The organism is Brucella lupini (genome assembly GCF_002252535.1).
In the GTDB taxonomy this organism is placed as follows: Bacteria; Pseudomonadota; Alphaproteobacteria; order Rhizobiales; family Rhizobiaceae; genus Brucella; species Brucella anthropi.
Genome location: NZ_NNRN01000056.1, coordinates 141,862 through 165,537, shown reverse-complemented (window position 1 = coordinate 165,537; position 23,676 = coordinate 141,862). Strand labels below are relative to the sequence as shown.

Below are 23,676 nucleotides of genomic sequence, written 5' to 3'. Positions count from 1 at the left end.
AAAGACTGCCCACGGGGCTTCCTGGACAAGAGCTGGCGTATGTTCGTTACGCAACGTTCGCGAGATTAAACCCTATCGCCAAGGAGAGCGAAAGGATCGTGGTGAACTGTCGTTAGAAGAAACTGCCGATATGCTGGATGTCAGTCCCTCGACGATCCGTCGTATGATCATCGAAGGGCGGCTGCCTGCCGAACATTTATGTAAAGGCTCGCCCTGGATCATTAAGCAATCCGATCTTCAACGTCTGGCCGTTACCCAGGAAGCCTGTCGTCGGAGATCACACCTGCGTCCGCCACCTACTGAATCCAACCAGAAATGCCTTGAATTTTAAGGAGATCGACAGATGAGCAGTATGAAGCGCCATCGTCGTGCCCGGCAAAGAGCGCATTGCGGCCCGTCCTGCCGCGTCAGCATATAGACCCCTTTGTCCACGAGCGCCAGCTGTTTGGTCCCAGCATGTGATCGAGCTTTTTCTAGATAACTCTGATAACATCCTGGATTCTTCAATTATCATTATAGATAGAATATTTATAATTACGCGTCGCTAAGCAATATCGGAACAATTGCGGCGTTCTCCGAGTTTGTCTCACGCAGCAAAATCTATGTCTTCAACGAAACATAGGGGAGAGTGAGATGGGTGAGTTGTTGTTTTGGATTGTTCTGGTGGGACTGCCAGTGCTTCTCGTAAGCGGCTTCGCATATGCACACTATCTGAAGCGTACTGGTGGTACCAGGCCAGGCGAAGATGGCGCTTAGCGGAAGAAGGGCTAAATCGATGGCACGCCGTGCAAACTGGAAAGGCCAGCTGAAAATTGGTCAGGTTTTGTGTCCTGTCGCGCTGTTCACGGCGGCATCGACTTCCGAACGTGTTTCATTCCATCTGATTAATCGTAAGACGGGAAATCGCCTCAACCGCGAGTTCGTAGACAGCGATACCGGCAAACCGGTGCCGCGCGAGAACCAGGTCAAGGGCTATGAAGTGTCGTCGGGCACCTATTTGAGTTTCGACGAAGCGGAAATCGCCGCGGCCATTCCCGAAAGTGACAAGACGCTGAATGTCACCCGATTTGTCAAATGCGACGAGATAGACGATGTCTATCTCGACCGGCCATATTATCTTGCCCCGGCTGGAGACAGCGATAGTTTCGTACTCGTTCGCGAGGGCATGAAATCTGAAAAGGTAGCCGCAATTGCCGAGACTGTCCTTTTCCGCCGCGCGCGACAAGTTCTGATCCGTGCCGACGATGATGGTCTGATAGCCGCGACGCTCAATTTCGAATATGAGGTACGAGCGGCAGCGGAGGCATTTGCCGACTTGGGCACTTTCAAGTTCGATCAAGAAATGCTCGACCTGGCGCAGCATATTATCGACACCAAGATGGGCAGTTTCGACCCCGTAGGCTTCGATGACCGTTACGATGCAGCACTGGCAGATTTGATAAAGGCCAAGATTGACGGGAGACCGCTCAAGAAGCCGGTTGCGCCGAAGACTGCCGAGGTTATCGATCTCAAGGAGGCTCTTCGCAAGAGTGCAAACCTGGGTCGGGCCGGGCAGGCGCCGACCAAAGCAACAAAAGGCAAAGCCAAGTCCGGGGCAACATCTAGAACAAAGTCTAGAAAAAAGGCTGGCTGATCATGGGACAGCCACTCGAAACCTATCGCAGGAAGCGCGATTTTACCCTGACTAACGAGCCGCGCGGTAAGTCTTCACGCACAAAAGGCGAGCTCTTTGTCGTGCAAAAACATGATGCTCGCAGACTGCATTATGATTTTCGCCTTGAGATGGATGGCGTGCTGAAAAGTTGGGCGGTGACGCGAGGTCCAAGCCTTGTTCCTGGCGAAAAGCGACTGGCCGTGCATGTGGAGGACCATCCGCTTGAATATGCGGAGTTCGAAGGCACGATCCCTAAAGGCGAGTACGGTGGTGGTACAGTTATCGTCTGGGATAAAGGGCGTTGGAAATCCACTGGTGATGCACATAAGCAATACAAGAAAGGGCATCTCGAGTTCGAGCTCACAGGGAGAAAACTCAAAGGTCGCTGGCATTTGGTCCGGATGCACGGAAAGCCAGACGAGAAGCGAGAGAATTGGCTCCTCATCAAGGGTGAGGACGAATTCGCCAGAAATCCAGATGAACCTGACATTCTCGAAGAGATGCCGAAATCAGTAAAAACCGGTCGCGCCATCGCCGATGTCGAACACGAAGCGCCAGGCTGGTCGTCGAAAACTGGTCCGATCAACAAGAATTCGACCGCTCAAGAGGAGGGTGGGGGCGCACATATCAAAAATGCGAAGAAGCGACCGATGCCGGATTTCGTCAAACCTGAGCTCGCTGCGCTCGTATCAGCTGCTCCAGATGGAAACCGCTGGCTTCACGAGATCAAGTTCGACGGTTATCGCATTCAGGCTCATATTGCAGGGGGAAAGGTCATCCTGTATTCGCGGGGGGGACTGGATTGGACCGGAAAATTTGGCCAGCAGATTGTTGACGATCTTATTGGTGCAGGCGTAGACAAAGCCATTTTTGACGGGGAGATCGTTGTCGAAAACCAGTCGGGACTGTCCGACTTTTCAGCTTTGCAAGAGGATTTAAGCGAGGGGCGTTCGGATCGGTTTGTCTATTATCTCTTCGATCTTCTGCATGTTGATGGCGAAGATCTCCGCCAGACTCCTCTGGTTGAGCGCAAAACGTTGCTTGAAAAATTAATTTCCGGATCATCGTCAACGCTTCGCTTCAGCGAGGCCTTTGATGCCGATGGGGCTGCGGTACTGAAGAAAGCTTGCGGACTAGGCCTTGAGGGCATTGTGTCGAAGCTCAGGGAGGCATCTTATAAAAGCGGTCGCAGCAACGATTGGCGTAAGTCGAAATGCATTGGACGACGGGAATTCGTTATTGCAGGCTATGTTCCCTCGACGGCAACGCGAGCGGCAATCGGTTCGCTCCTTTTGGGTGTACAGGATAAAAAGGGGCTGGTTCCCGTGGGCCGGGTGGGAACGGGCTTTTCGGTCAGGATTGCAAAAGAACTTTACAAACGGCTGCAAGCCATGCGGCTGGAAGAGAGTCCATTCGCCGTACCACTGACCGCAGATGAAAAACGCGGCGTCAGGTTCGTCACGCCGCAACTGGTAGCAGAAATCGAATTTGGCGCCTGGACGGCTGACAAACGTTTGCGTCACGCTTCTTTCAGAGGATTGCGCGACGATAAAGCTGCCAAGGACATCATATGGGAGAAGCAAACCATGTCAGCTCGTGTTTCCGGCAGAGCTCCAGATCAAATCGACGTGAAGCTCACACATCCCGACCGGATTTACTGGCCGGGTGAGGGTGTCACAAAACAGGGGCTTGCCGATTATTACGCCGATGTCTGGCCTCGCATCGAACCTTTTATCGTCAACCGCCCCCTGGCATTGGTGCGCTGCCCGACTGGCATCGACGGAGAACACTTTTTCCAAAAACATGCATGGAAAGGGCTGAATAAGCATATTGTCGAGGTTGAGGACCCAAAGAACAAGGAAGAAGAACCTTACATCAGTATTCGGGAGTTTGACGGACTGATCGGTCTGGTGCAAGCTGCGACGCTGGAAATTCACCCCTGGGGTTCTACGCTTAAAAACTGGGAACTGCCGGACATGTTGACCATGGACCTCGATCCGGGTGAGGGGGTTCCCTGGCCACGCGTGATCGAAGCTGCGACCGAGACTAAGGAACGTCTGGAAAAACTCGGATTGACGACGTTTGTTAAAACGTCCGGCGGCAAGGGCCTGCATGTGGTCGCGCCATTGAAACCGAAGGCCGACTGGGACGCCCTCAAGAGTTTTACCAAGGTTATTGCCGATCAGATGGCTGCGGACAGCCCTGATCGCTATGTCTCGACTATTTCCAAGGCCAAGCGCAAAGGTAAAATTCTTATCGATTATCTACGCAACCAGCGCGGCATGACTGCTGTAGCACCCTATTCGCCGCGAGCACGTCCTGGCGCTGCAGTTTCCATGCCGCTTGGGTGGGAAGAAGTGACGCCAGCAATAGGCCCCACCCATTTTACTATTCTCAACACGCCGACCCGGCTGGCTGCGTTGAATAATGATCCTTGGAAGGATTTTAGCAGCGCGGAAACACCGCTGCCCAAGCTGAAGAAATAAGCAGCGCTCTTCACATCATTTTTTTTTGTTTTCACCGGCGAGGCTTTTTCGTAGGGCATCCATGATGTTGATCACATTGCCTTCGGTTTCTGGTGCCGTCTTGCGCGGCTTCGACTCTGTTGCCGGTTTCTTTTTCTTCTTTGCAGCGATCATCGACTGAAGGTTCTTCCGCATTGGGTCCTGAAGAAAATCGGAGTTCCAATCTTCTGTCTTGCCCTTGATGAGTCTGCGGACCATGGAAAGAAGCTTCGTGTCCGGTTTGCCTTCCTCAATATCTGAAAAATAGTCGGTCGCTTTCCGAACCTCATCGCCGAAGCGCAGCGTCCACAGGACAATCCCGCGCCCGCTTGGCTCAAGAAGCACTGTTCTTTCGCGCCGGTACATGACGAGGCGGGCCAGACCGAAGACTGCGCTTTTATACATTGCCTCCCGAATGACGGAGAAGGCTTCCTGACCTACCTTGTCGGAAGGCGCGAGATAATGCGGTTTATCGTACCAGATCCAGCCAATGCTGTCGCGTGGTACAAACTTGTCGATGTCTATAATTCTGGTGCTCTCGAGTGCCACAGCTTCCAGCTCATCCTCTTCAAGTATGATATAGCTGCCGTCGTCTTTCTCGAACCCTTTGACCTCATCGTCATCTCGTACAGGTTTGTGCGTAACGGAATCCACATATCGGCTGATCACCCGGTTGCCGGTCTCGGCATTCAGGGTGTGGAAGCGCACCTTCTCGTTTTCGCGGGTCGCAGGTGTCAGCTCCACTGCACAGGTGACGAGCGAGAGTTTGAGATAGCCTTTCCAGAAACTGTGGGGCACGAGCTGATCCTCCGGAAAGAACAGGATAACCTGTTTGAAGCCCGATAGTTCCCGATCAGATTTGTTCAGCTTGGGAACTTGTCGCGGTTTGTAGTGGTTATTCGGCAAGGAAAGTACAACTGGAGTTGCCAATTGCTTAAAAAGTCTTCCGCCGTACCGTCGCTTGAAAACGAAGCTGCTCAGGACAAGCTGCTCCATGTCAGCGATACCGCGCCGGGAATTAGACGCCTGCGTTGTGGAGCCGGTTTCCGTTATGTCCAGTTTGACAAAAAGGCGATTTCCGTCGCAGATCGAAACAGGATTGCTAAGCTTGCCATTCCGCCTGCTTGGAGCGATGTCTGGATATGTTGCGATCAGCGCGGACATATACAGGCAACCGGGCGTGATACGCGCGGAAGGAAGCAATATCGTTATCACCCCGCGTGGATGGCGATGCAGGAGGAAACCAAATTCTCAAATCTACCAGACTTCGCCCGTGCACTTAGCCGACTGCGTAAAGCACTTGATGCTGATATGCAGCGACGCTCGCTCTGTCGTAAAAAGGTCGTTGCAACCGTCATCTGGCTGATGGATCGGCTATTGCTGCGGGTCGGAAATCCAGATTATGCACGCGAGAACAAAAGCTTTGGGGTCACTACGCTTCGCAATCGGCATTTGCGGGATGATGGTAGCGGATTGCGGCTCGTCTTTACTGGAAAATCGGGCAAACTGTGGAGTCTCAAGCTTTCCGATAAACGAATTGCCCGTATCGTACGCTCCATACAGGACTTGCCTGGGCAACAGTTGTTTCAATATATTGACGAGGAGGGTGACCGTTGTCCCGTTTCCTCACAGGATATAAATGACTATCTGCGAATGGCCATGCGGTCCGATTTCACGTCGAAGCATTTCCGGACATGGGCTGCAACGGCAACTGCCCTTGAGTTACTACGCTGCCTCGATTTGCCTGAGAGTGACAGGGCGCAAAAGCAGAGGCTTAATAGCGAAATCGATAAGGTTGCGCACCTGCTCGGCAATACCAGAGCGATATGTCGGAAGTCTTATATACATCCTGCCATCCCCGAATACTGGCTGGCCGGAAAACTTGGCTCGCAGATCGATGCCGCTGGAGCTATCCGGCTAGTTGCGCCTGAGCTTAGCGATGCCGAGCGTCGCACTTTGAAATGGCTGCTTTTCATCGAGGCGGAAAAGAGCTGACCAACGGATGACGATGGCTGTTGACGGTTCACGATCTCGCGGCACGATGCGGTTATTGATTGGCAGGCGCAGAACGCCATTGGTCATCATGATGGATCGATCAGTATGTTTTAGGTTAGTGGAAAGACTTAATTAACCGCTTTTAGCAGCAGGTGGCGAAATGTCGGCTCTCGATCTGGTTGTGACATTAATACTACAGACATATTTCATTCATGAGTTATCCTTTAAATAACGAAATAACCTTAGGCTATTAGATCACGGAGAAATGCCATGAAAATTAAGTCTCTTCTTTTGGCGTCAACTGTTGCTCTTATTGCTACAACCGGTACGAAAGCTGCTGACGCTATCGTTGAGGAGCCTGCGCCAGTAATCGTTGCTGAACCTGTTTTTAGCTGGACTGGCGCTTATATTGGTGGGCAGATTGGCTACGGGTGGGGAAAATCGGAATTCGAAGATGCTTTCCGTGTGAAACCGGACGGTTTTCTCGGTGGTCTTTATGCCGGTTATAACTTTGATGTCGGCAATAACTTCATTCTCGGTATCGACGGCGATATCACCTATAATAATCTAAAGGACAACTACAGCGCTACTGACGGAGATATTGCTGGTGACCTTGAGAGCAAGTTGCGGTGGTCGGGTGCTGTTCGCGCACGGGCTGGTGTCGCATTTGATCGCTTCATGCCCTATATCGCGGGCGGTGTTGCCTTCGGTAGCGTGAAAAATACGCTTTCAGCAACGGACGGTGTGGATGAAATCAGCGTATCGCAAAGCAAAACCTATACTGGCTGGACGGCTGGTGCGGGTGTTGACTACGCTGCTACTGACAACCTCATTCTGCGCCTTGAATATCGCTACACTGATTACGGTAAGAAGGACTTTGATTTTGGCACGGATGTAAGTGTCGAAGACAAGTTCAAAACACATGACGTTCGTTTGGGCGTAGCTTACAAGTTTTGACAAGCGTTATCTCGGAAATATAGAAAGGCGGCCCGTGGGGCCGCCTTTTTGTTGCAGTGGCTCTTACGAATGATATTCGCCTGGCATTTACGGCTTGAACTCAATATGTTTTTCCTTGGTCGCCTTTGAATCTTCCGCATACCGGTATGGAAAAATTTATGGATAGTGCAGTGCTTTTCTTGCATGCGCGTGGACAGTCGGCCGATGAAATCCGGATGTTGGATTGGAACAGCAATCCAATCGGAAAGCCGGAAAAGTGGCCCACTTCTCTGATAACTGCGGTTCAGATGATGCTGGCTTCGCATTTCCCAAAGGCTATTATCTGGGGACCGGAATTCACCACGATTTATAACGACGCCTTCCGACAGATTCTCGGTGAGAAAGAGAACTGCATGGGAGCATCATTCCGCGATATTTGGGCCGAAGCGTGGGATGAAATTCAACCGATGGTCCAGAAGGCCTATGCGGGTGAGGCCATTTTTGTAGAAGACTTTCCCTTGGTGATTGATCGGCACGGATATCCTGAGCAATGTTATTTTACTTTCTGCTACAGCCCGATTTACGATGAAAGAGGGCGAGTGGCTGGCATGATGGATACCGTCATCGAGACCACGACAAAGGTTGAGGCGGAAAAGCATGCTCGCATACTGAATGCCGAACTCGCTCATCGGATCAAGAATACCTTTAGCGTCGTAGCAGCGATTGCTGGCCAGACCTTCAATAACAATGCTGATGAAGAGGTGATCAACACCTTTACCAGGCGCCTGTTTGCACTCGGAAATGCACACGATGTGCTGCGATTGGGCAAAAGTTCTGAAGGTTCCCTTCGTCAGATTGTGAGCGGAATAACAAACGCGCTGGCGGTGGCGGATCGCGTGCAGATAAGCGGACCGGACGTTCTGATCGGCCCTAAAGGAGCTTCAACGCTTTCGCTTCTAATCCACGAACTGACCACCAATGCGATCAAATATGGCGCTCTTTCAAACAGTGAGGGGCGTGTGCTGTTGGAAGTGGCTGTCTCAAAAAGGCAAGACGATGCGGTCTTCTCGTTGCATTGGGCTGAGTTTGGCGGGCCGCCTGTTATCGCGCCAACTAAGACCGGATTTGGCTCCAAGCTGATAAGAATGGGGTTGTTGGGCGCCGGCGAGGTTGACGCTGACTACCGAACAGAAGGGTTTGCTGTGAAATTCTCTGCCCCTCTTCGCCAATTGCAGGGTGAGGGTCGTCTTTTTGACTCTACTTAGTTGGATCAGGAATGCTTCATTCCAGTCCCTTTTCGTCATGATCTCCCTTATGAGCAGCAGACAGATGGGTATTTGACGTGTTTGGGCCGCCTTGAGATCGGTTCTGAAAGGTCATGCTCGGCCAAAGAGTTACGCCAGGATTCCTGACATCGAAGCGGCCTGTTCGAAAGCAAGTCTAGCGTCTTCGGTACTTCCAATGTCGTGCGTGCATAAAAGGCAAGCCTTGATAGCGACGCCGAGACTACCTAATTCGAACCTATTCCATTGAGACAGTAGTATATTCTCGGCATCTGCTACGGTTCTCACCGTCTGCGTAATGCCGTCCGCAATTTCAATGACGACAGCGTCATCCCAGTGCACCTGTTCCATGCCGAAATCCTTTATACAGTGAACCCTTCACCAATTCGAAAGTTCCGTGGTTCAACAAGTTTGTCGCCAGGAGTCGATCAGCTCACCCGTGCTGACGAGTTCCAATTGCTCACTAAATCGTTGGTGACAAAGAGAGATAATTGCATCGTGGGTTTGATTGGAAACGCTGCATACTGCATCGTGGACAATGATCACCCGATATCCGCGATCTACCGCGCCCAATAGCGTTGCGAGAACACAAAGATCGGTCTCCGCTCCGCTGACGATCACAGTATCAACGCGCCGTTTGCGCAGATATCGCTGGAGGAAGCCTTCGGTCCAGGGGGAGTAAACAGTCTTATCAAGTACAACCGCAGGTGGCGAAAAATCTCCTAACGGGTCGACGAGGTCGATGAATGACGGATCAATACGATTGAGAGTAAGGGTTTCCCACTTGCGGTAGTAACCTCTCCATGCTCCTAGGGCAGCGTCGGGTGACCTTGGAGGTATAAAGCGGGTAAAGATCGTTTCTTCACTGCGCTGGGAGCAGATATCCACGATATTGGGCAAGATCGCGTCAATCCATGGCACGTGCCAAGGCGAAGCAGGTCCGAAAAGATTCTGCATGTCTATGCATAGATGCATGCAGCCGTCTCGCAAATCTCCGTGTAGAAGCCCGGTTTCCAGAGGCATGTTATCCTTCAAGTCTTTCTACGATGTTTTGCCCACAGGCTCCCTTAAGCAGACGCAACATCCGCGCCGTTGCTTCGTTCACCGCGTCGGCTGTTGACAAGTGAACATGCTGCGGGTTCTGGAAGTAGACAGAAACGGCAGTTCCTGCATCGTCAAAAAACTGAACCGAATAGGCTTCATTGTCTTCCATCGAAACGACTTGGGTTTCCATAGTCATTTGCCAAACTCCTGTTAAATATGCCGAACCAGCCAGCACCGTTTTCGTTCCAAATTGAAATTCCCGGGGTTTGAGCGACGAGGCGAAGCTGATTACGGCTGGTTCCAACGCTCACCACGCTCCGCTCCAAAAAAACCGTACGCTATCGTACAGACAGTCCTTGCGGAGGAACTAACGGGCTCGCTGAGCCTTACCTTACCGGGGGGAAGGAGGAGAGACATGCCCTCGATATCCGAGTTCGAAGAAGAGTTATTGGCGCTTGGGCCTGCGCTTCATCAATTTGCCAGAACGATGTGCCATCAGCGTTCCGACGTGGAGGATCTTGTTCAGGAAACGCTATTAAAAGCTCTGCGCAATCGCGATAAGTTCGTCCCCTATGGATCGCTCAAATCCTGGCTTTTCACCATTATGAAGAACACCTTCTGCACCAGGATCAAGAGATCCCGCCGCGAAGATGCAATTGAGGATTGGGAGGGGCCAACAATCAACCCATCGCAGGATTGGGCTATGGAATTGCAGGATGTCGGGCAGGCTTTCACTAAACTGTCGCCGGCACATAAGAGCGTTCTTGATCTGGTGATATTTAACGGGCTGAGTTACGAAAAGGCAGCGATGGCGTCAGGCTGTACGGTCGGAACGATCAAGAGCAGGCTTAATAGAGCCAGAGCGCAACTCGAGAGTAGCTTGTATACGGCTGAAAAGAGTCTTCGGAAACGATAACTTAAACGAATTTCTGCAAGTGATTAGAGTTGGCCGCGAAATCCTGATGTCGGGGGGCAAATCGTGGGGGAGTAAGTCTTGCTGCCAGCTCTGAAATGTAATCAAGGTCGCGCAAGCCGCTTTCATATAGTCGTATGATGCATCCTGCAAGCTCAGAGGCTGAATAAGGACGGTCGCTTTCTTCGAGAATTATCGCAGACCGAGAAAAGCAACTACGCATGAAATTAACTTCATCTGAGGAGTAAATCCTGCTGGCTTCATTAAATAACGGCATAACAGTCTCCATCAAGAAACGAAGCTTCAACGATACGCCGTTTACTGCACATAGATAGTCTTAAAACTTCTTATTTCGCTTTGGTACGATAGCGTACGGAATGGAGACGGTAACCGGTGGGTTTTGGGAACCAACCTTTGTTCCGCGTGTTCCTCTTCATGATGATGGAATGAGGTTCACCATATGCCGTTTCCGCCACAAAATACCATGGCCAACAAACTTTTGGCTTTGCTTCCGTCGTCGGATTATGAGGCCATCATCCGCGACACGATCTATGTGGAACTTCCGCGTGGGACGATACTTGCAGAAACGGGAAAACCGATCGCGAAGGTTTATTTTCTCACGACAGGTATCGGTTCGGTTATTGTGACGACCGCCGAAGGAAAACGTGCAGAAGCGGGAATTTTCGGCTTCGATGGTTATATTCCAACCTCTGCAATCGCTGGCGTCGAAAACAGTTCTTATGATGTCCTGGTTCAGGTTGCTGCGCAAGGTTATGAAATGCCTTATAAGAAGTTTCGGTGGTGGATGGACGAAAACCGCAGTTTTTCCAGGATCATGATCCGCTCCATCGAAGCGTTTTCCGTTCAGCTTGCCTATACCGCCGTCTCGAATGCCATTCATGAAGTCACGCAACGATTGGCCCGATGGCTCCTGATGTGTGATGATCGAATATTAGGCAATGAAATAGCAATCACTCACGAGTTTCTGTCGATAATGCTTGCCATTCGTCGTCCAAGTGTCACGACTTCTCTTCATGTTCTTGAAGGATTGGGCTTGATCAAGTCCAAACGAGGAGTTGTCTTTATTCGGAATCGTCACGGGCTGGAAAGCTATGCTCGAGACGCCTATGGCTGGCCGGAAAAGGAATACTTGCGGCTGATGCAGGGATTTCGACCTGTCGGTGACGCCTAGTTTTGAGGGCCGAAAAGCTGGCTATATTCTTCTTCGGGTTTTCCATAGGCTTCGCCGGCGAAATCTTCGAGCCCTCTCCGGTCACGTATTGTGATGCGGCCTCGCTCTGATCGCACCAGTTTTTTGCCTTCCAGTAGGTGAAGTCCTGTCGTAATGCTGGGGCGTCTTACACCGAGCATGAGAGCTATGAAGTCGTGGGTCAGGATAATTTCATCCCCGTCAACACGATCGTGCGACATCAAGAGCCAGCGCGCCAGCCGTTCGTGAATATGCAAGTTTACGTTCGCCCAGACAGTATAAGAAACCTGTGAGGCGAACGTCTGAATGTAGCGAGCCAATAAACTGGCAAACACGCTGTTGCGATTGATTTCCGCTTGTGCAGCACTGACGGCTATCCGATAACCATATCCGCTGACTTGCATGATCACTTCATGAATGCTGGTTGTAGCCCCAACCGCTCCTGAGGTTGGTGAAAACCCTTCGCGTCCGACCATGCCCAGCCTCTGCCAGCTGACCTCTGGTCGTTACGGCGATGACCGAACTGATCCCGCCGCAAAGAAAGTAGAGATAGTCGATCGGTTGATTGGCCCTGACAATAACCTGACCGCGCTCAAGCGTGAAAGGTTCCAGGGACGAATAAATACTATTGAGAATATCTGGAGGCAGACTCTTCAACAGGCGGTTGTTGTGCAGTTTAGATTCGTCGTACATCTGTGCTACTTCGGGCAAAGTACCAGCTATTCGCCGTCGTGCCCCTCAACTTTCTTTGACGGTTGGGATTCTATAACACTCTGATCCGGCAAATGATTTTTGGTACGGTAGCAGACAAATCTGGAAATGCGTTGCGAGCGAATTTTCCTTTGACCGCAAGCTGAAACTTTTTGGCCTGCTGTTGGTTGCATCTTCACAACCCGAAAACAGGAGGCCCAGATAATGCAATTCAAACTGCTGGGAGAGGGAGCGGGGCAGCGGATCTTCGTCGTCATTCTCGTTCCGGAAGAAGCGGTGGTCGCGACACTTACCCGGTTTGTCCGGGAACAGGATCTAACGGCAGCCTCGGTGACCGCGATTGGAGCTTTCCGACGCGCTACGCTTGGATTTTTCGACCTTGAGCAACAAGACTATCACCGGATCGAACTTGACGAGCAATGCGAGGTACTCAGCTTGCTGGGTGATTGCGCTCTGGACGAAGAGGCCAGTCCAAACCTTCATTTGCATGTGGTTTTGGGAATGCGCAATGGTGAGGCGAAAGGCGGGCACCTGATTGAAGCCTTGGTGCGACCGACGCTCGAAGTAATTATCAAGGAAAATACCAGCACTATGGTGAGGACCTATCGACCGGAATTCGGCATAGCGCTGATTGATCCACGAAAATAACAATGCAGGGGAGCGATGGCCGCAAAGCGAACGAGTACGCATCACAAAATTGGCTTGCCACCCGTGACTGCTATGGTGGCACCGGATGTGAAACTCGATAGAGGGTCCGCCAGCATGACATAAGCCGAAGCGAGTTCCGCCGGTTGAGCAGGTCTTTTCATCGGTGTCTGTTTGCCAAAATTCCGCACCGCATCCTCTGGAAGAGTTGACGGTATGAGCGGGGTCCAAACCGGACCGGGCGCGACCGCATTGGCACGGATTCCCTTTTCTGCAAGAAGCTGGGCCAACCCAGCGGTAAAATTCTGGATCGCACCCTTTGTCGTCGCATAGGCTATAAGGGTTGGATTCGGCATATCTGAATTGATGGAAGCCGTATTGATGATCGCAGCGCCGGGTCTCATATGAGAAAGGGCGGCTTTTGTTAGATAAAACATCGCATGAATATTGACGCGAAATGTCAGCTCCCATTCTTCGTCGCTGATATCATCGAGTTGGGAGAAACTTGCCTGATGAGCCGCGTTGTTCACCAGAATATCGATTCCGCCTAGTTCGCCTACCGCACAATCAATCAACTCGCGACAGGTTTGGGCATGCTGGATATCGCATTTCATCAAGACGGCTTTTCGACCCTCTTTCTCGATAAGTCCTTTGGTCTCAAGCGCGTCTTCATCTTCTTCCAGATAGGCGATCAAGACATCCGCACCTTCCCGCGCAAATGCAATTGCAACAGCGCGACCAATGCCGCTGTCTCCTCCGGTGATGATTGCTCGCAGCCCCTTCAGTTTTCCTGAACCCTTATAGGTGGCTTCTCCGTGATCCGGCTTTGGGTTCATCTTATCGGTAATGCCCGGCATCGGCTGGTGCTGGGTTGCGAACGGCGGTTTGGGATATCGGCTTTCCATCTTGGCTTGTCCTTCATTGGCGCCCCGCAGCTCTAACAGCGAAGTTGGCCCCATGTTCCCGGCGTTCTGTCTGGAGAAGAAGCCAAGGTCAGTCGATGCGATGAGGGTGACTATTGTTCCAGGTTGCGTCGCAGAAACAGTGCTTCCGCTATCGTGGAGAGGTCATTGTTGCGAGCGCTCAATATAAAGCCAGCGAAGCGCTGGCCATCCAGCCTGGGATTATCCGGCAGGGCGAATATAAAGGGTACGGCGCCTCGCTCCAGTTCGGAGATGAGTGAAAGTACCGCTTCCGGCTCCAGAGCGACATCCATAACGACGGCGTCAATGGCTTCACATTCCAGATAGTCCAACGCCTGGCTGGCCGTTGTGACGGGGCCGAGTATTACGGCGCCAGCATTCGTCAATCTGGATTCCGCTTCTTCCGAAAGCAGAAATCCATCTTCGAAAACCAAAATGCGCTTTCCTGCGAAAAGACGCATAGCATCATCATTAGGACTAAACATTACAAGCAGTTGGCCATGTCTATTACCGAATAACAAGATGTCTCGTGCAGAATTTACATTCCGAGCGATGACACGATTTCGGGAGTGCCGATGCCTGGATAACACCATCTAAGCTCCATCCACGATATCGTGAAGTTTATGACGGGCGCGGTGCAGACGGCTTTTGACCGTTCCGATCGAGCAATCGCAAAGCTGGGCCGTTCGTTCATAGCTTTTGCCCTCCAACACTACCAATGCCAACCCGTGCCGGTCACGATATGATAATCGGCCCACGGATCCGTTCAGGAACTTTTGCAAATTTGAATAGTTATTATGCTGCTCCTGAGAGCGCGCGAAGCAAGAACATGGGCTTGCCGAGCGGAGAACCCCGGTAGCCCGTAACAGCGCCGGGGCTCTTTTAACGTGCCATATCCGCTGTTAAGAACGTTTGATGAACGCTACTTTTATGACGGTCACCCTTCATCCTTACCTTTTGAAGGTTAGCGGTTGCCTTCTCATCTATAATTTTCCAGTACTCGAATGCACGGTTCAGAACCGGTTCTTTTACCCCGCCAAGCAAGCTTCCCGCAACCTGATCAACGTGTGGCTGAAGACCTCGCGTACCAGAATTCGCGGTTGTCTGAAGTCATCTTCGCTTCCAAAAGTCTAAGCGAATTATATCCTCGGCTCGCCCTGCTAAAGTGTGGCCGGTGGCGGCAGAGCAACCCTTGGTGCTAAAGTCTATTCGATTAAAAGAATCATCTGGTTGGGCCATAATAACGGCTCAAACATGATATCGGGTCAGCCGATGCCGGAATGGACGTCGTCGTGACGGAGACGGGGTCGCTAGCAGGGAACGTATCTCCTATCTAATACCTCGGTCTCTTCATCATCGCGGTTTATATGTTCGACCGCTTCACCGAGTACCACTTCCCCGCTGTGAATAGCGTGAAGCATGTATCCCTTGGCCCTCTCAAGTAGGGCGTTGCGTATCTCCTCCGTATCGCCCGCAAGGCTGATTAACAGACGTTCCGGACGTCATTTATGGTCAGAATATCCATTTGTTCCTCTTTCGGACGGTTCATCCTCTGGTTCAGCCCAATGCTGTTTCGAGCTGAGTTCGTGCGCGGGACAGACGACTTTTAACTGTTCCCACGGTGCAGTTCATGGCAGTGGCGGCTTCCTGATAGGATAAGCCTTCCAGTACGACGTGCCTCAATGCTTTCTGGTAAATCTCGGGAATATTTTGATATGCTTTGCCTACATCCTGCAGCTCCATCGCCTTATCTTGCGATGCAGGCAGCGCAAGTCCGGACCAGTCATTAAGAGCTGTCTCGCGCCGTGTCTTTTGCAAACGCTGCAAAAGGTATTCTTCATAATGGTGAAAAGCCATGACTTAAGTGTGCCATAAGGCAAATATTGATGCTCGCTTTTCAAAGCTTTGGCGATTGTCTCCTGGATCAGGTCATCAGCGTCGCACGGTTGAGAGCAAAGGGTTCTCGAAAAACGTCTCAGCGCTGGCAACAATTCGATCAACTGCTCATCGAAGGTCGAAGTCCTTGGCATGTTGCTGTCCTCCATGCCCCCTCTTTCTAATGCACGATGACGCCGATGGTTGCCTGTTTTTATTGGAATGAAAACAGATTTCACAAGTTTCGTGCAGCGGTCCGGCGGTAAAGGTCAGATTCGCCTGGCTAGAATCCGCTTAGACAAACTGAGCGGATTCGTAGGCGGTGGGGCTTAATTCCGGCCTGTGCCTCGACCCGCGCGGGCTCTCCGAAGCTTCTCTCGTATCTTTGAACGCCTTCCAAACGCGACAAAAGTTCCGAGAACAGGTCGCTATTTTCGTCGTGAACGTTTTGTATTTAGGCGCTTTCTCAATGCATCAGACGGTCCATGCTTACGCGCATCCAAGCTACGCGACGACCCAGTTGTAAAGGTTTATTTGTCCGGGCAGCGCTTGGCAAATGCGGTACAAGTCCTTGCTTCGCGCTATCGTTCAGCGGCGTCTCAGTTGCAGTCTGAACGATACACTGCCACCGGTGAGGACGGTTTGCCATTTCTGCGGCCCTTCCGGCTTTCCCAAATGATTTGCGGGCGGTGTGGAGGTCTTCAGCGCGTAAATCGCGTATTTTATTTCAGGTTATGCAAGCGGATCGTATTCAACGGGTTTATTGGGGACCGTCCGAGATCGGTCGTTGATATTAGCCGTTGAGAGCTGGCCGATAGCATGGCGTCTCACAAATCGTTGATGGGCCAGACGAGCGGATAGTTCGCAGAGGTAACCGTGATCTCTCAGTCCGCTCTGGTAAAGTATGACAATGCAGGATGCCAGATCGGCAGCGGAATAATCCTGATCGCTTTCTTCAAGCATAATGGCTGCGGTGCTGAAGCAGCTACGCATGAAGTTGACTTCCAGTGAATTGTAAATGCGGCTCGCTTCGTTGAAAAGCGGCATATCGACCTCCCTTTAGCTTGCGCTAATAGAAGCCCCCAACAACCGAATTACAATGGTCGCAACAGGCCGTTAATGCAAATCACAAAGTGCCGGCCAAATCAACGACCGCCGGGGTTGACGCCTGCCGAAGCGAGACATGCCGCTACAGGCGCCGCTCACCATACCGAGACCGAGATGGTTGTTCCGTTTGAAAATTTCCAGAAGCCGACCGCGACCAAATTCGCTAATGGTGTAGCATTTCGGATCGCTCGATTGTTGCGCGAGTTTGCGTCTGACCGGAATATTGGCGATTTCAGCTATCTCTCCAAACCATCGTTGAGGAACAGGTTCAAGATAAAGCGCTTTTAATACGAGGAGCTGGTCTGGACTAAGCGGCATGTATGGCGTGACGCGATTCCAAATAAATGGCAATCCCGAATAGCTTGCGTTAAAAACTTAAGTTCCATCAAGGGAGGGGAAAAAAATGGCCATCAGTAGTCTTGAGAAAGAAATCGATGTAATTCTAGGCAAGATACGCGATTCAAATCTGCGACTTGCCACCGGCAGGCTCCTAGTCCAATTTGTCGGTGAGATCAAAAGCCTTCAGACTTCGATTGAGGAATTGAGAACCGAGCTTCGTCAATTTAAAGAACAGGAATAACGTTAGCCCCGACATTGTTTCCAACGTCGAGGCTTACACACCGTTCCTGATTGTTGTTATCGAAGCTCGGTGCTGCTACAAACATAGAACACGGAACGTTCACGACAAGGTTCCAATAAAGAAGCGTTATCGATTGCAGAACAGTTATTTATGTCCCGGTCTCTCGACCTGTCGGGCCGAGCTTGGGGTGAATTGCTGTACCGGAAGATTTGTTACCAATGCCGAACCACCATCAATGTTTGTGAAATAAACCCAGTAAGACTTAGTCCAATCGATTAGCACAAATTTTCCCTGATTGATCCCTCTACCGGCTCGAACGAACCCGATTTAGCGCCGCGAACGAGCAAGCGACCTTCTGCCACACCGAAGAACGCGCCATGCAATTCCAGTTTTCCCTCGTCGACCCGGCTTTTCACCCATGGGAATGTCATCAGGGCTATTGAGCTTAGTTCGACAGAGGCGAATTTATGCTTTCGAAGATACTTATTGTGATGCAGTTCGTGCTGACGCAATCTGTGACATCCATCGTCCAATAAAATCGCCGAGAAATAGCGGTGCAAGTTTGTCGGCGAAGGCGCGAATACCTCCACAGTACGCGTGACCGAGCACGGCAATGTGTTGTATATGCAAGGTTTGCACGCCGAACTTAAGTGCGGCATAGGTGCCCTGCTGTGTCCGACGCTAGGCTTCAAAGGCGGGAATAATGTTGGCGACTTTTCGCGCCACCAGTAACTCCTGCGCCATATTTTTGAAATCTACTGGTTAGTCAGACGTAGTTCGTCTTTCATCCTCATTTTCAGCGAGAGATGCGGCTCCATTTTTGCCGGTCGACGCCCGATTCTAACAGGCAATCTGAGAGCAAGCCGATAGCTCGTTAGTCTACTTGTTTTGGTAGATTGATACTCTGCTAAATTCACCGAAGGTCAAACTTTGTTAGTCGGTCGGAAGAGATCGTAGACGGCTCCGCATTATGGAGGCCATTCATCGTATAGCGAGCAGCCATGGAAACGCCGGCCAAGCTTCCCATAGCCTTATTGATTAATGTATAAGCCCGACACGCTCTTCCCGGAGTCGTGGGGCCGCGCTCGACAAATAACGTGCATGTCCTTGCGGTGCGCTTTCTGGCGCTTGGCGGCTGTCATCGCGCCATGGAAACTGCCCGCGTGAGATTTTGTTTCATGTCATGCGAACGGATCATATTCAGCAGGAGGAGGGTCGTGTGCTCCAATCCGCTTGTGTTTGCTGCTGAAGTGTCTCGGATTTCGTGGCGTCGCTGAAATCTCTGAAGTGCCAGACGAGCGGATAGTTCGCAGAAATAAGCGTGGTCTCTTATTCCGCTATGGTAAAGCATGATAATGCAGGAAGCCAAATCAGACGCAGAATAATCATGGTCGCGTTCTTCCAGAATTAGCTGCATTACTAAAGCAGCTCCGCATGAAATTCACTTCTATGGGATTATATATTCGGCTCGCTTCGTTGAATAACGGCATGTCAGCCTCCTTCTTATATAGAGGTCAACAATACGTGGTTTGTAATTATTAAATACTTTTGAATTATCACTAATTATTAATATTCAAACTGCGAAGAATTATCGAACCCCTCCAACTCGTTGGTGCTGGCCGAAAAGCGTCTGCCGAAACGAGCCGCGCCGTTACAGACGCCTAACCCTACACATATCGCCCAGGTTTCAAAAAAGACCCCTCCTTGAACTTCATGGCAGGCTGCATCAGCTCCGTCGAGCAAACAATTGCTGACTCGAATTTGTTCCGGAAGATTGGTCCAACCAGCCTAGGCCCACGTTGTTCCAGTTTATTTATTTCGATCCAAACCTCAGCACAACAGGACTATCTATCGGCGCAATCTTCTGGTTGGCCAGCGCGAGCAAGTGGATGTCCAAGAGAGATGTTCCCAGGTGGAGGTCAGTTAACGCACATGCACATTTGTCATCGCTCTTCCTGTGATAGAACCGACGTAGCGCGACATCGCCCGCTTGCGCGCTTCGCCGAACCGGGCACGGGGCGCCTGACTTCAGGCTACGGCTAAATTGGCCGCGCCGAACGGTTTTCTGTCCTTTTCGCGAGCGCAAAGTATCCGCGACTGTCGAAATATCTTTCTCAACAAACAATAGAATTCGAATTGAGAAGTTTCATGTCGAGTCCCGCAGCAACAACCGCCACATCACCTTCAGCACCCGACCAAAAGCCGCCTTCACCGCGCATGAAACATCTCATATTGGCCCCATGGCTGGCGTGCGCCGTCGTGATAGGCGCGGTCATTTACACTGTTTCGAGTTGGGATGCATGGACAAGCAATCGACCGACGCAATCGACCCAGAATGCCTTTGTCAAATCCGGGCCTGCGATATTGAGCGCACGCGTCGGCGGTTATGTCAGGGGTCTTCCGGTCGCGGATTACCAGACGGTCAAAGCCGGAGATATCATCGCCGAAATCGAGAGCGATGACTATGCCGTGCGCGTTCGGGCGGCGGAAGCATCGCTTGCAAAAGCGCAAGCCGTGCTCGACAATCTCGCCAATGAGGAAGCCCAACAACGCGCCGCGATTGAGCAGGCTGTGGCGTCGCTTCATGCTTCGGAGGCGCGCCTTATACAATCCCAGCAGGATTTCGACCGTAAAAGCCGGCTTGTGACCAATGGCACTGTCTCGGGAAAGTCCTTCGATGATGCAAAGGCGGAACTGGCCTCGACAAAAGCCTCCCGCGAGGCGACGGTGGCAGCTCTGACTTTCTCGCGAAGACAATTGGATACGCTGGCAGGGCAACGCGCTGAGCTCATGGCGGATCTCGATGCTGCCGCGGCTTCCCTTGCCTCTGCAAAGCTCGAATTGGGTTACACCCAGATCATCGCCCCTTTTGACGGTACGCTTGGCCGGCGCAGCGTTCAAATTGGCAACCTTGTGGCGTCAGGAACGCAGATCGTCACGATTGTGCCTCTCACCCGGCCCTATGTGATTGCAAACTACAAGGAGACGCAGCTCCGGAATGTCCGGGCAGGACAACCGGTGGAAGTCGCAGTCGATGCCCTTCCCGGACATCGCTTTCAAGGGCGCGTCGAGCAGATTGCGCCAATGAGCGGCAACGAGTCGTCACTTGTCCCGACAGACAACGCAACGGGCAACTTCACCAAGGTCGTTCAACGTATCCCGGTGCGCATTGAGCTCCAGCCGGGGCAAGCAGACCTCGATCTCCTGAGGCCTGGCATGTCCGCTGAAGCGCGGATCGATACGCTCGGGGCGAAAATTGCCGCTTACAGCCGTGAAGACCTTGCTGTGACCAAAGAGACCTATGCCGATGCGGCTCGATAAGGTCCCTTCAATCTCGCATCTCTGGCGGGGTGCCCGAACACCAAATCCTGCCCTGACAGTGGCGGTCGTTTTCATGGGCGCGTTTCTCACCACATTGCAAGGCCGGCTTTTTTCCATGTCTCTGGCAGACCTGAGGGGAGGGTTCGGTCTCGACGTCATTGAAGGGGCGTGGCTGAGCACGGCGATGAACGCGGCGCAATTTTTGACCATGCCTGTCACCGTCTGGCTAATGCTGATTTTCGGGCCGGCGCGCGTCATCATCGTATCCAGCGTGACAATTGCACTGGCAACCCTGATAATACCCTTCGCGCGCAGCTACGATTTGCTCGTTTTCCTGCATGTCATCATGGGGCTTTGCCTGGGAACCTATCTCCCGCTGACGATCTCGCTGGCGCTGCGTAGCCTGAAACCTCAGTTCTGGCTGTTGGCGATGGCGGTCTACAGCCTGCGGGCTTCGTTCGGAACCGACGCCGGTGTTGGACTTTCCGGAATCTATGTCGATGTGATCGACTGGCGGTGGGTATATTGGACTGCCTCACTCGTCGGGCCTCTCATCGCATTTACGGCCTGGAAAGCGCTTCCCCTGACGCCGATTGATCACGACAGGCTGCGGAACAGCGACTGGGGCGGCATGGCGATGTTTTCCTTAAGCCTAGCCATGTTATTTGCAGGATGCTCTCTCGGCGAAACCCTGGGATGGTTCGATTCCGGCGTGGTGACGGCTGGCCTGGCAGGTGGCGCGATTCTGCTGGTGATGTCCATTGTGAATATCGCTATGAACAAGGACGCGTTCGTCGATTTCAGCGCGCTTGGAAACCACAACGTCCGCACCGCGCTCCTGATTGCCTGTCTTTATGGGGTATTGATGGCGCCGACGTCGGTTCTGATCCCGAATTTCCTTGCCGCGATCGGCAAGCTGAAGCCGCTCCAGACCGGATCGGCCGCTATCATCGTCTTCGGCACCTACCTGACGATGACGCCAATCGCCGTGTGGTTTGCACGGCGTGTAGACGCACGACTGCTGCTGATCGCAGGCTTGAGTATCATTGTCTTCACTTCAGCTTGGTGCGGCTCCAGCATCAGCAACGAATGGGGGACCGACCAATATATTCCAGCCCTCATCCTCTTCGCCATTGGGGAGTGCCTGACGCTTATGGGCATTATCCCGATCATCGTCGTCAACATGAACCCGGCGCACGCGGCGGCTATCGGGGTCTTTGCTCCTCTCGCGCGCATTTTCGCACCGGGCGTAGCAATTGGCATCATATCACTCGTGTTGCGGCTTTCGTTGGATACCCACAGCGTTATGCTGAAGGCGGGGATCGAGGCCGGACAGCCTGCTGTTGTCCAGCGCGCCGCCAGCGGCGTGTCAGGCGTCGCTTCCGTCGTTGCGCGCGAGGCGGCTGTGCTATCCTATGCAGATGGGTTCTATCTCGTCTTCTGGGTGGGGATCGTCGCTTTGCTCCTCGCCGCCACCCTGCAACGGGCGCCAGTAAACTCCTTGGTACCACCGAGATCCGCCTGATGAGTGGCCGTTTCTCTGCAAACCATGGCCGGTTCGCAGCAGCCAAACTGCGTGGAGCGTGATATGTTAAGAAACTTGGGAATGGAGAGAAAAGCGGCGTTCAGGCGAAAGCGTTGAGGTATCATCGATGAGCATTCCGGTTCTTCCCCCTCATGACTATCCCGACACTATCGCGCGCCCCGTCGTCGGTCTGAAGGTCGAACTCGCTTTTGCCGGCGAGACGGATCCGCACAAGCACCGCAAGGACCAGCTGCTTTATGTCATCGAGGGTCTCATCACGGTCGAGGCGGAGAAAGGTGTCTGGACGGTCCCGCCGCAATGCGCCATCTGGATTCCGGGCGGGGTCACGCATTTTGCCAGGGCGACCGTCCAGGTGTTGATCGGCAACCTGTATGTCGAGCCTGACGAGAACCGCAGCCAGCGGGCAGATTGCGGCATTCTCTTTGTCCAGCCTCTCCTGCGGGAATTGATCCTGCGTTTCGTCAACGAGCCGCACAGCTATCCGGAGGGAGATATCCGCGAGACGCGGCTGGCGTCGGTCTTGATAGATGAGCTTGAGAGAGCGCCGGCGGAGCCGTTGCGTCTTCCTATGCCCTCGGATCGAAGATTGAAGCGGCTGGTCGATACGCTGATCGACGATCCTTCACTTAAACTGAACCTGGAAGAGTGGGGCGCCCGTGTAGGTGCGAGCAATCGCACCCTGACGAGGCTGTTCCAGCGTGAGACTGGCATGTCATTCGGACGCTGGCGGCAGCAGCTGCATGTTGGTCTTGCGCTTCAAAGGCTGGCGGACGGCGAATCCGTAACGAACATCGCAATCGACTTGGGATATGAGAGCCCGAGCGCATTTATCGCCATGTTCCGGCGGATGCTCGGTAAGACTCCGGCCCGCTATCTCACCGAGACGACGACCGAGATGAGCGGCGGTAAAGAGGATATCGTCCATATCTGCGGTGACCGATGCCCTCACAACAAGGTGCCGCCAGCAGGTAATGTGGTGCCGCTCTCTCGCAAACGCAGCCCCATTTAACGCTGCAATCAGGCAGCAGGCGGATTTGCATGGGGGATCAAAGTTCTGGCTTTTGACGCAAGAGGTGCAGGGGTCGGGAACTGCCGACAGACTGCTTAGCCAGATTCCCGCTTCAACCTCCCTGCATCGATGGCTCCCAATTCCAGTAAGTGCCGGCGACGCGGTCTCTTTGATTCCGATTGTGAGTAACGAAGAACAACCCATTGAAGGGCTCGGTACTAAGCTGGAAAGGGTACTGGTGTCGGCCTTGAACGCAGATCTTTATCGATTGTCGCTGGAGAATACCCTCAAAATTTCAGTTTCACTTCCAAAAGCACTTCCCGAATAGGGTGCGATTCCGTGGCCATCCTTGGCGGACAATCAATGTAAATCAACGCGTAAGGTGCATCCGGCTTCAATTTCCATCGATCCAGATGTGAA

The 23,676-nt window shown here is 52.4% G+C and carries 21 protein-coding genes and 4 pseudogenes; 13 read left to right on the top strand and 12 right to left on the bottom strand.

What is annotated here, in order from left to right:
* The first annotated feature begins 130 nt into the window (after nt 1–130).
* From CES86_RS27990 to ligD, 3 genes are all read left to right on the top strand, one after another.
* A complete protein-coding gene (locus CES86_RS27990; protein ID WP_328589823.1) occupies nt 131–331 on the top strand; it encodes a helix-turn-helix domain-containing protein in 201 nt (66 codons plus the stop codon).
* Between the two features lie 444 nt (nt 332–775).
* Nucleotides 776–1,633, top strand: a complete 858-nt coding sequence (ku, locus tag CES86_RS21575) for a non-homologous end joining protein Ku (protein ID WP_094515400.1) — start codon at nt 776–778, stop codon at nt 1,631–1,633.
* A gap of 2 nt (nt 1,634–1,635) precedes the next feature.
* A complete protein-coding gene (ligD, locus tag CES86_RS21570) occupies nt 1,636–4,140 on the top strand; it encodes a DNA ligase D (RefSeq protein WP_094515399.1) in 2,505 nt (834 codons plus the stop codon).
* 15 nt (nt 4,141–4,155) lie between these two features.
* Here ligD and ku (CES86_RS21565) read toward each other — a convergent pair whose 3' ends face one another.
* On the bottom strand, nt 4,156–4,956 hold the full coding sequence (ku, locus tag CES86_RS21565) for a non-homologous end joining protein Ku (protein ID WP_094515412.1): 801 nt from the start codon (nt 4,954–4,956) through the stop codon (nt 4,156–4,158).
* 93 nt (nt 4,957–5,049) lie between these two features.
* Here ku (CES86_RS21565) and CES86_RS28225 point away from each other — a divergent pair.
* The 4 genes and pseudogenes from CES86_RS28225 to CES86_RS21550 form a co-directional block, all read left to right on the top strand.
* Nucleotides 5,050–5,283, top strand: a pseudogene (locus tag CES86_RS28225) (DNA topoisomerase IB); the annotation flags it as partial.
* Nucleotides 5,284–5,388: 105 nt separating this feature from the next.
* Nucleotides 5,389–6,153, top strand: coding sequence for a DNA topoisomerase IB (locus CES86_RS21560; protein ID WP_235819983.1), 765 nt, complete (start codon nt 5,389–5,391; stop codon nt 6,151–6,153).
* A gap of 270 nt (nt 6,154–6,423) precedes the next feature.
* Nucleotides 6,424–7,110, top strand: coding sequence for an outer membrane protein (locus CES86_RS21555; RefSeq protein WP_094515397.1), 687 nt, complete (start codon nt 6,424–6,426; stop codon nt 7,108–7,110).
* A 158-nt stretch (nt 7,111–7,268) separates the two neighbouring features.
* Nucleotides 7,269–8,354, top strand: coding sequence for an HWE histidine kinase domain-containing protein (locus CES86_RS21550; RefSeq protein WP_235819982.1), 1,086 nt, complete (start codon nt 7,269–7,271; stop codon nt 8,352–8,354).
* 129 nt (nt 8,355–8,483) lie between these two features.
* Here CES86_RS21550 and CES86_RS21545 read toward each other — a convergent pair whose 3' ends face one another.
* Genes CES86_RS21545 through CES86_RS27305 form a run of 3 tightly spaced genes read right to left on the bottom strand, consistent with a single transcriptional unit; the run spans nt 8,484 to nt 9,720 of the window.
* A complete protein-coding gene (locus CES86_RS21545) occupies nt 8,484–8,723 on the bottom strand; it encodes a DUF982 domain-containing protein (RefSeq protein ID WP_094515396.1) in 240 nt (79 codons plus the stop codon).
* A gap of 51 nt (nt 8,724–8,774) precedes the next feature.
* A complete protein-coding gene (locus tag CES86_RS21540; protein ID WP_094515395.1) occupies nt 8,775–9,395 on the bottom strand; it encodes a cysteine hydrolase family protein in 621 nt (206 codons plus the stop codon).
* A gap of 1 nt (nt 9,396) precedes the next feature.
* On the bottom strand, nt 9,397–9,720 hold the full coding sequence (locus CES86_RS27305) for a hypothetical protein (protein ID WP_143851101.1): 324 nt from the start codon (nt 9,718–9,720) through the stop codon (nt 9,397–9,399).
* A gap of 111 nt (nt 9,721–9,831) precedes the next feature.
* Between CES86_RS27305 and CES86_RS21530 the strand changes: the two genes are divergently transcribed.
* Together CES86_RS21530 and CES86_RS21520 are read left to right on the top strand one after the other, a co-directional pair.
* Nucleotides 9,832–10,332 carry a sigma-70 family RNA polymerase sigma factor gene (locus tag CES86_RS21530; RefSeq protein ID WP_094515393.1) on the top strand — a complete coding sequence of 167 codons (501 nt, stop codon included), beginning with the start codon at nt 9,832–9,834 and terminating at the stop codon, nt 10,330–10,332.
* A gap of 457 nt (nt 10,333–10,789) precedes the next feature.
* Nucleotides 10,790–11,521, top strand: coding sequence for a Crp/Fnr family transcriptional regulator (locus tag CES86_RS21520; protein ID WP_094515391.1), 732 nt, complete (start codon nt 10,790–10,792; stop codon nt 11,519–11,521).
* On the opposite strand, the pseudogene CES86_RS21515 reads toward CES86_RS21520, so the two are convergent.
* A pseudogene (locus tag CES86_RS21515) lies at nt 11,518–12,232 on the bottom strand (Crp/Fnr family transcriptional regulator). The gene CES86_RS21520 and the pseudogene CES86_RS21515 overlap by 4 nt on opposite strands.
* A 222-nt stretch (nt 12,233–12,454) precedes the next feature.
* Between CES86_RS21515 and CES86_RS21510 the strand changes: the two are divergent.
* Entirely contained in the window at nt 12,455–12,898 is a 444-nt protein-coding gene (locus CES86_RS21510; protein WP_094515390.1) for a PPC domain-containing DNA-binding protein, read from the top strand.
* A gap of 41 nt (nt 12,899–12,939) precedes the next feature.
* Here the strand turns inward: CES86_RS21510 and CES86_RS21505 are convergent, their stop codons facing one another.
* The 7 genes and pseudogenes from CES86_RS21505 to CES86_RS28320 form a co-directional block, all read right to left on the bottom strand.
* Nucleotides 12,940–13,800, bottom strand: a complete 861-nt coding sequence (locus CES86_RS21505; RefSeq protein WP_094515389.1) for an SDR family oxidoreductase — start codon at nt 13,798–13,800, stop codon at nt 12,940–12,942.
* Between the two features lie 110 nt (nt 13,801–13,910).
* On the bottom strand, nt 13,911–14,279 hold the full coding sequence (locus CES86_RS21500; RefSeq protein ID WP_094515388.1) for a response regulator: 369 nt from the start codon (nt 14,277–14,279) through the stop codon (nt 13,911–13,913).
* Between the two features lie 132 nt (nt 14,280–14,411).
* Nucleotides 14,412–14,576 carry an RNA polymerase sigma factor gene (locus tag CES86_RS21495; RefSeq protein WP_268876092.1) on the bottom strand — a complete coding sequence of 55 codons (165 nt, stop codon included), beginning with the start codon at nt 14,574–14,576 and terminating at the stop codon, nt 14,412–14,414.
* Between the two features lie 799 nt (nt 14,577–15,375).
* On the bottom strand, nt 15,376–15,675 hold the full coding sequence (locus tag CES86_RS27985) for a sigma factor-like helix-turn-helix DNA-binding protein (RefSeq protein WP_235819980.1): 300 nt from the start codon (nt 15,673–15,675) through the stop codon (nt 15,376–15,378).
* A gap of 8 nt (nt 15,676–15,683) precedes the next feature.
* Nucleotides 15,684–15,848 (bottom strand): annotated as a pseudogene (locus CES86_RS27980) (sigma factor); the annotation flags it as partial.
* Nucleotides 15,849–16,425: 577 nt separating this feature from the next.
* Nucleotides 16,426–16,740: a hypothetical protein gene (locus CES86_RS21485; protein ID WP_094515387.1), complete on the bottom strand. Its 315-nt coding sequence runs from the start codon at nt 16,738–16,740 to the stop codon at nt 16,426–16,428.
* 1,123 nt (nt 16,741–17,863) lie between these two features.
* Nucleotides 17,864–18,040 (bottom strand): annotated as a pseudogene (locus tag CES86_RS28320) (carbonic anhydrase); the annotation flags it as partial.
* A 1,488-nt stretch (nt 18,041–19,528) separates the two neighbouring features.
* Between CES86_RS28320 and CES86_RS21465 the strand changes: the two are divergent.
* From CES86_RS21465 to CES86_RS21455, 3 genes are all read left to right on the top strand, one after another.
* The gene (locus CES86_RS21465) at nt 19,529–20,701 is read left to right on the top strand and encodes an HlyD family secretion protein (RefSeq protein ID WP_208617832.1); all 1,173 of its coding nucleotides are present in this window, start codon (nt 19,529–19,531) and stop codon (nt 20,699–20,701) included.
* Entirely contained in the window at nt 20,688–22,226 is a 1,539-nt protein-coding gene (locus CES86_RS21460) for an MFS transporter (protein ID WP_094515410.1), read from the top strand. The genes CES86_RS21465 and CES86_RS21460 overlap by 14 nt, the downstream gene beginning before the upstream one ends.
* Nucleotides 22,227–22,353: 127 nt before the next feature.
* Complete coding sequence (locus CES86_RS21455; RefSeq protein ID WP_094515383.1) at nt 22,354–23,256, top strand: helix-turn-helix domain-containing protein; 903 nt, start codon at nt 22,354–22,356, stop codon at nt 23,254–23,256.
* Nucleotides 23,257–23,676 lie beyond the last annotated feature (420 nt).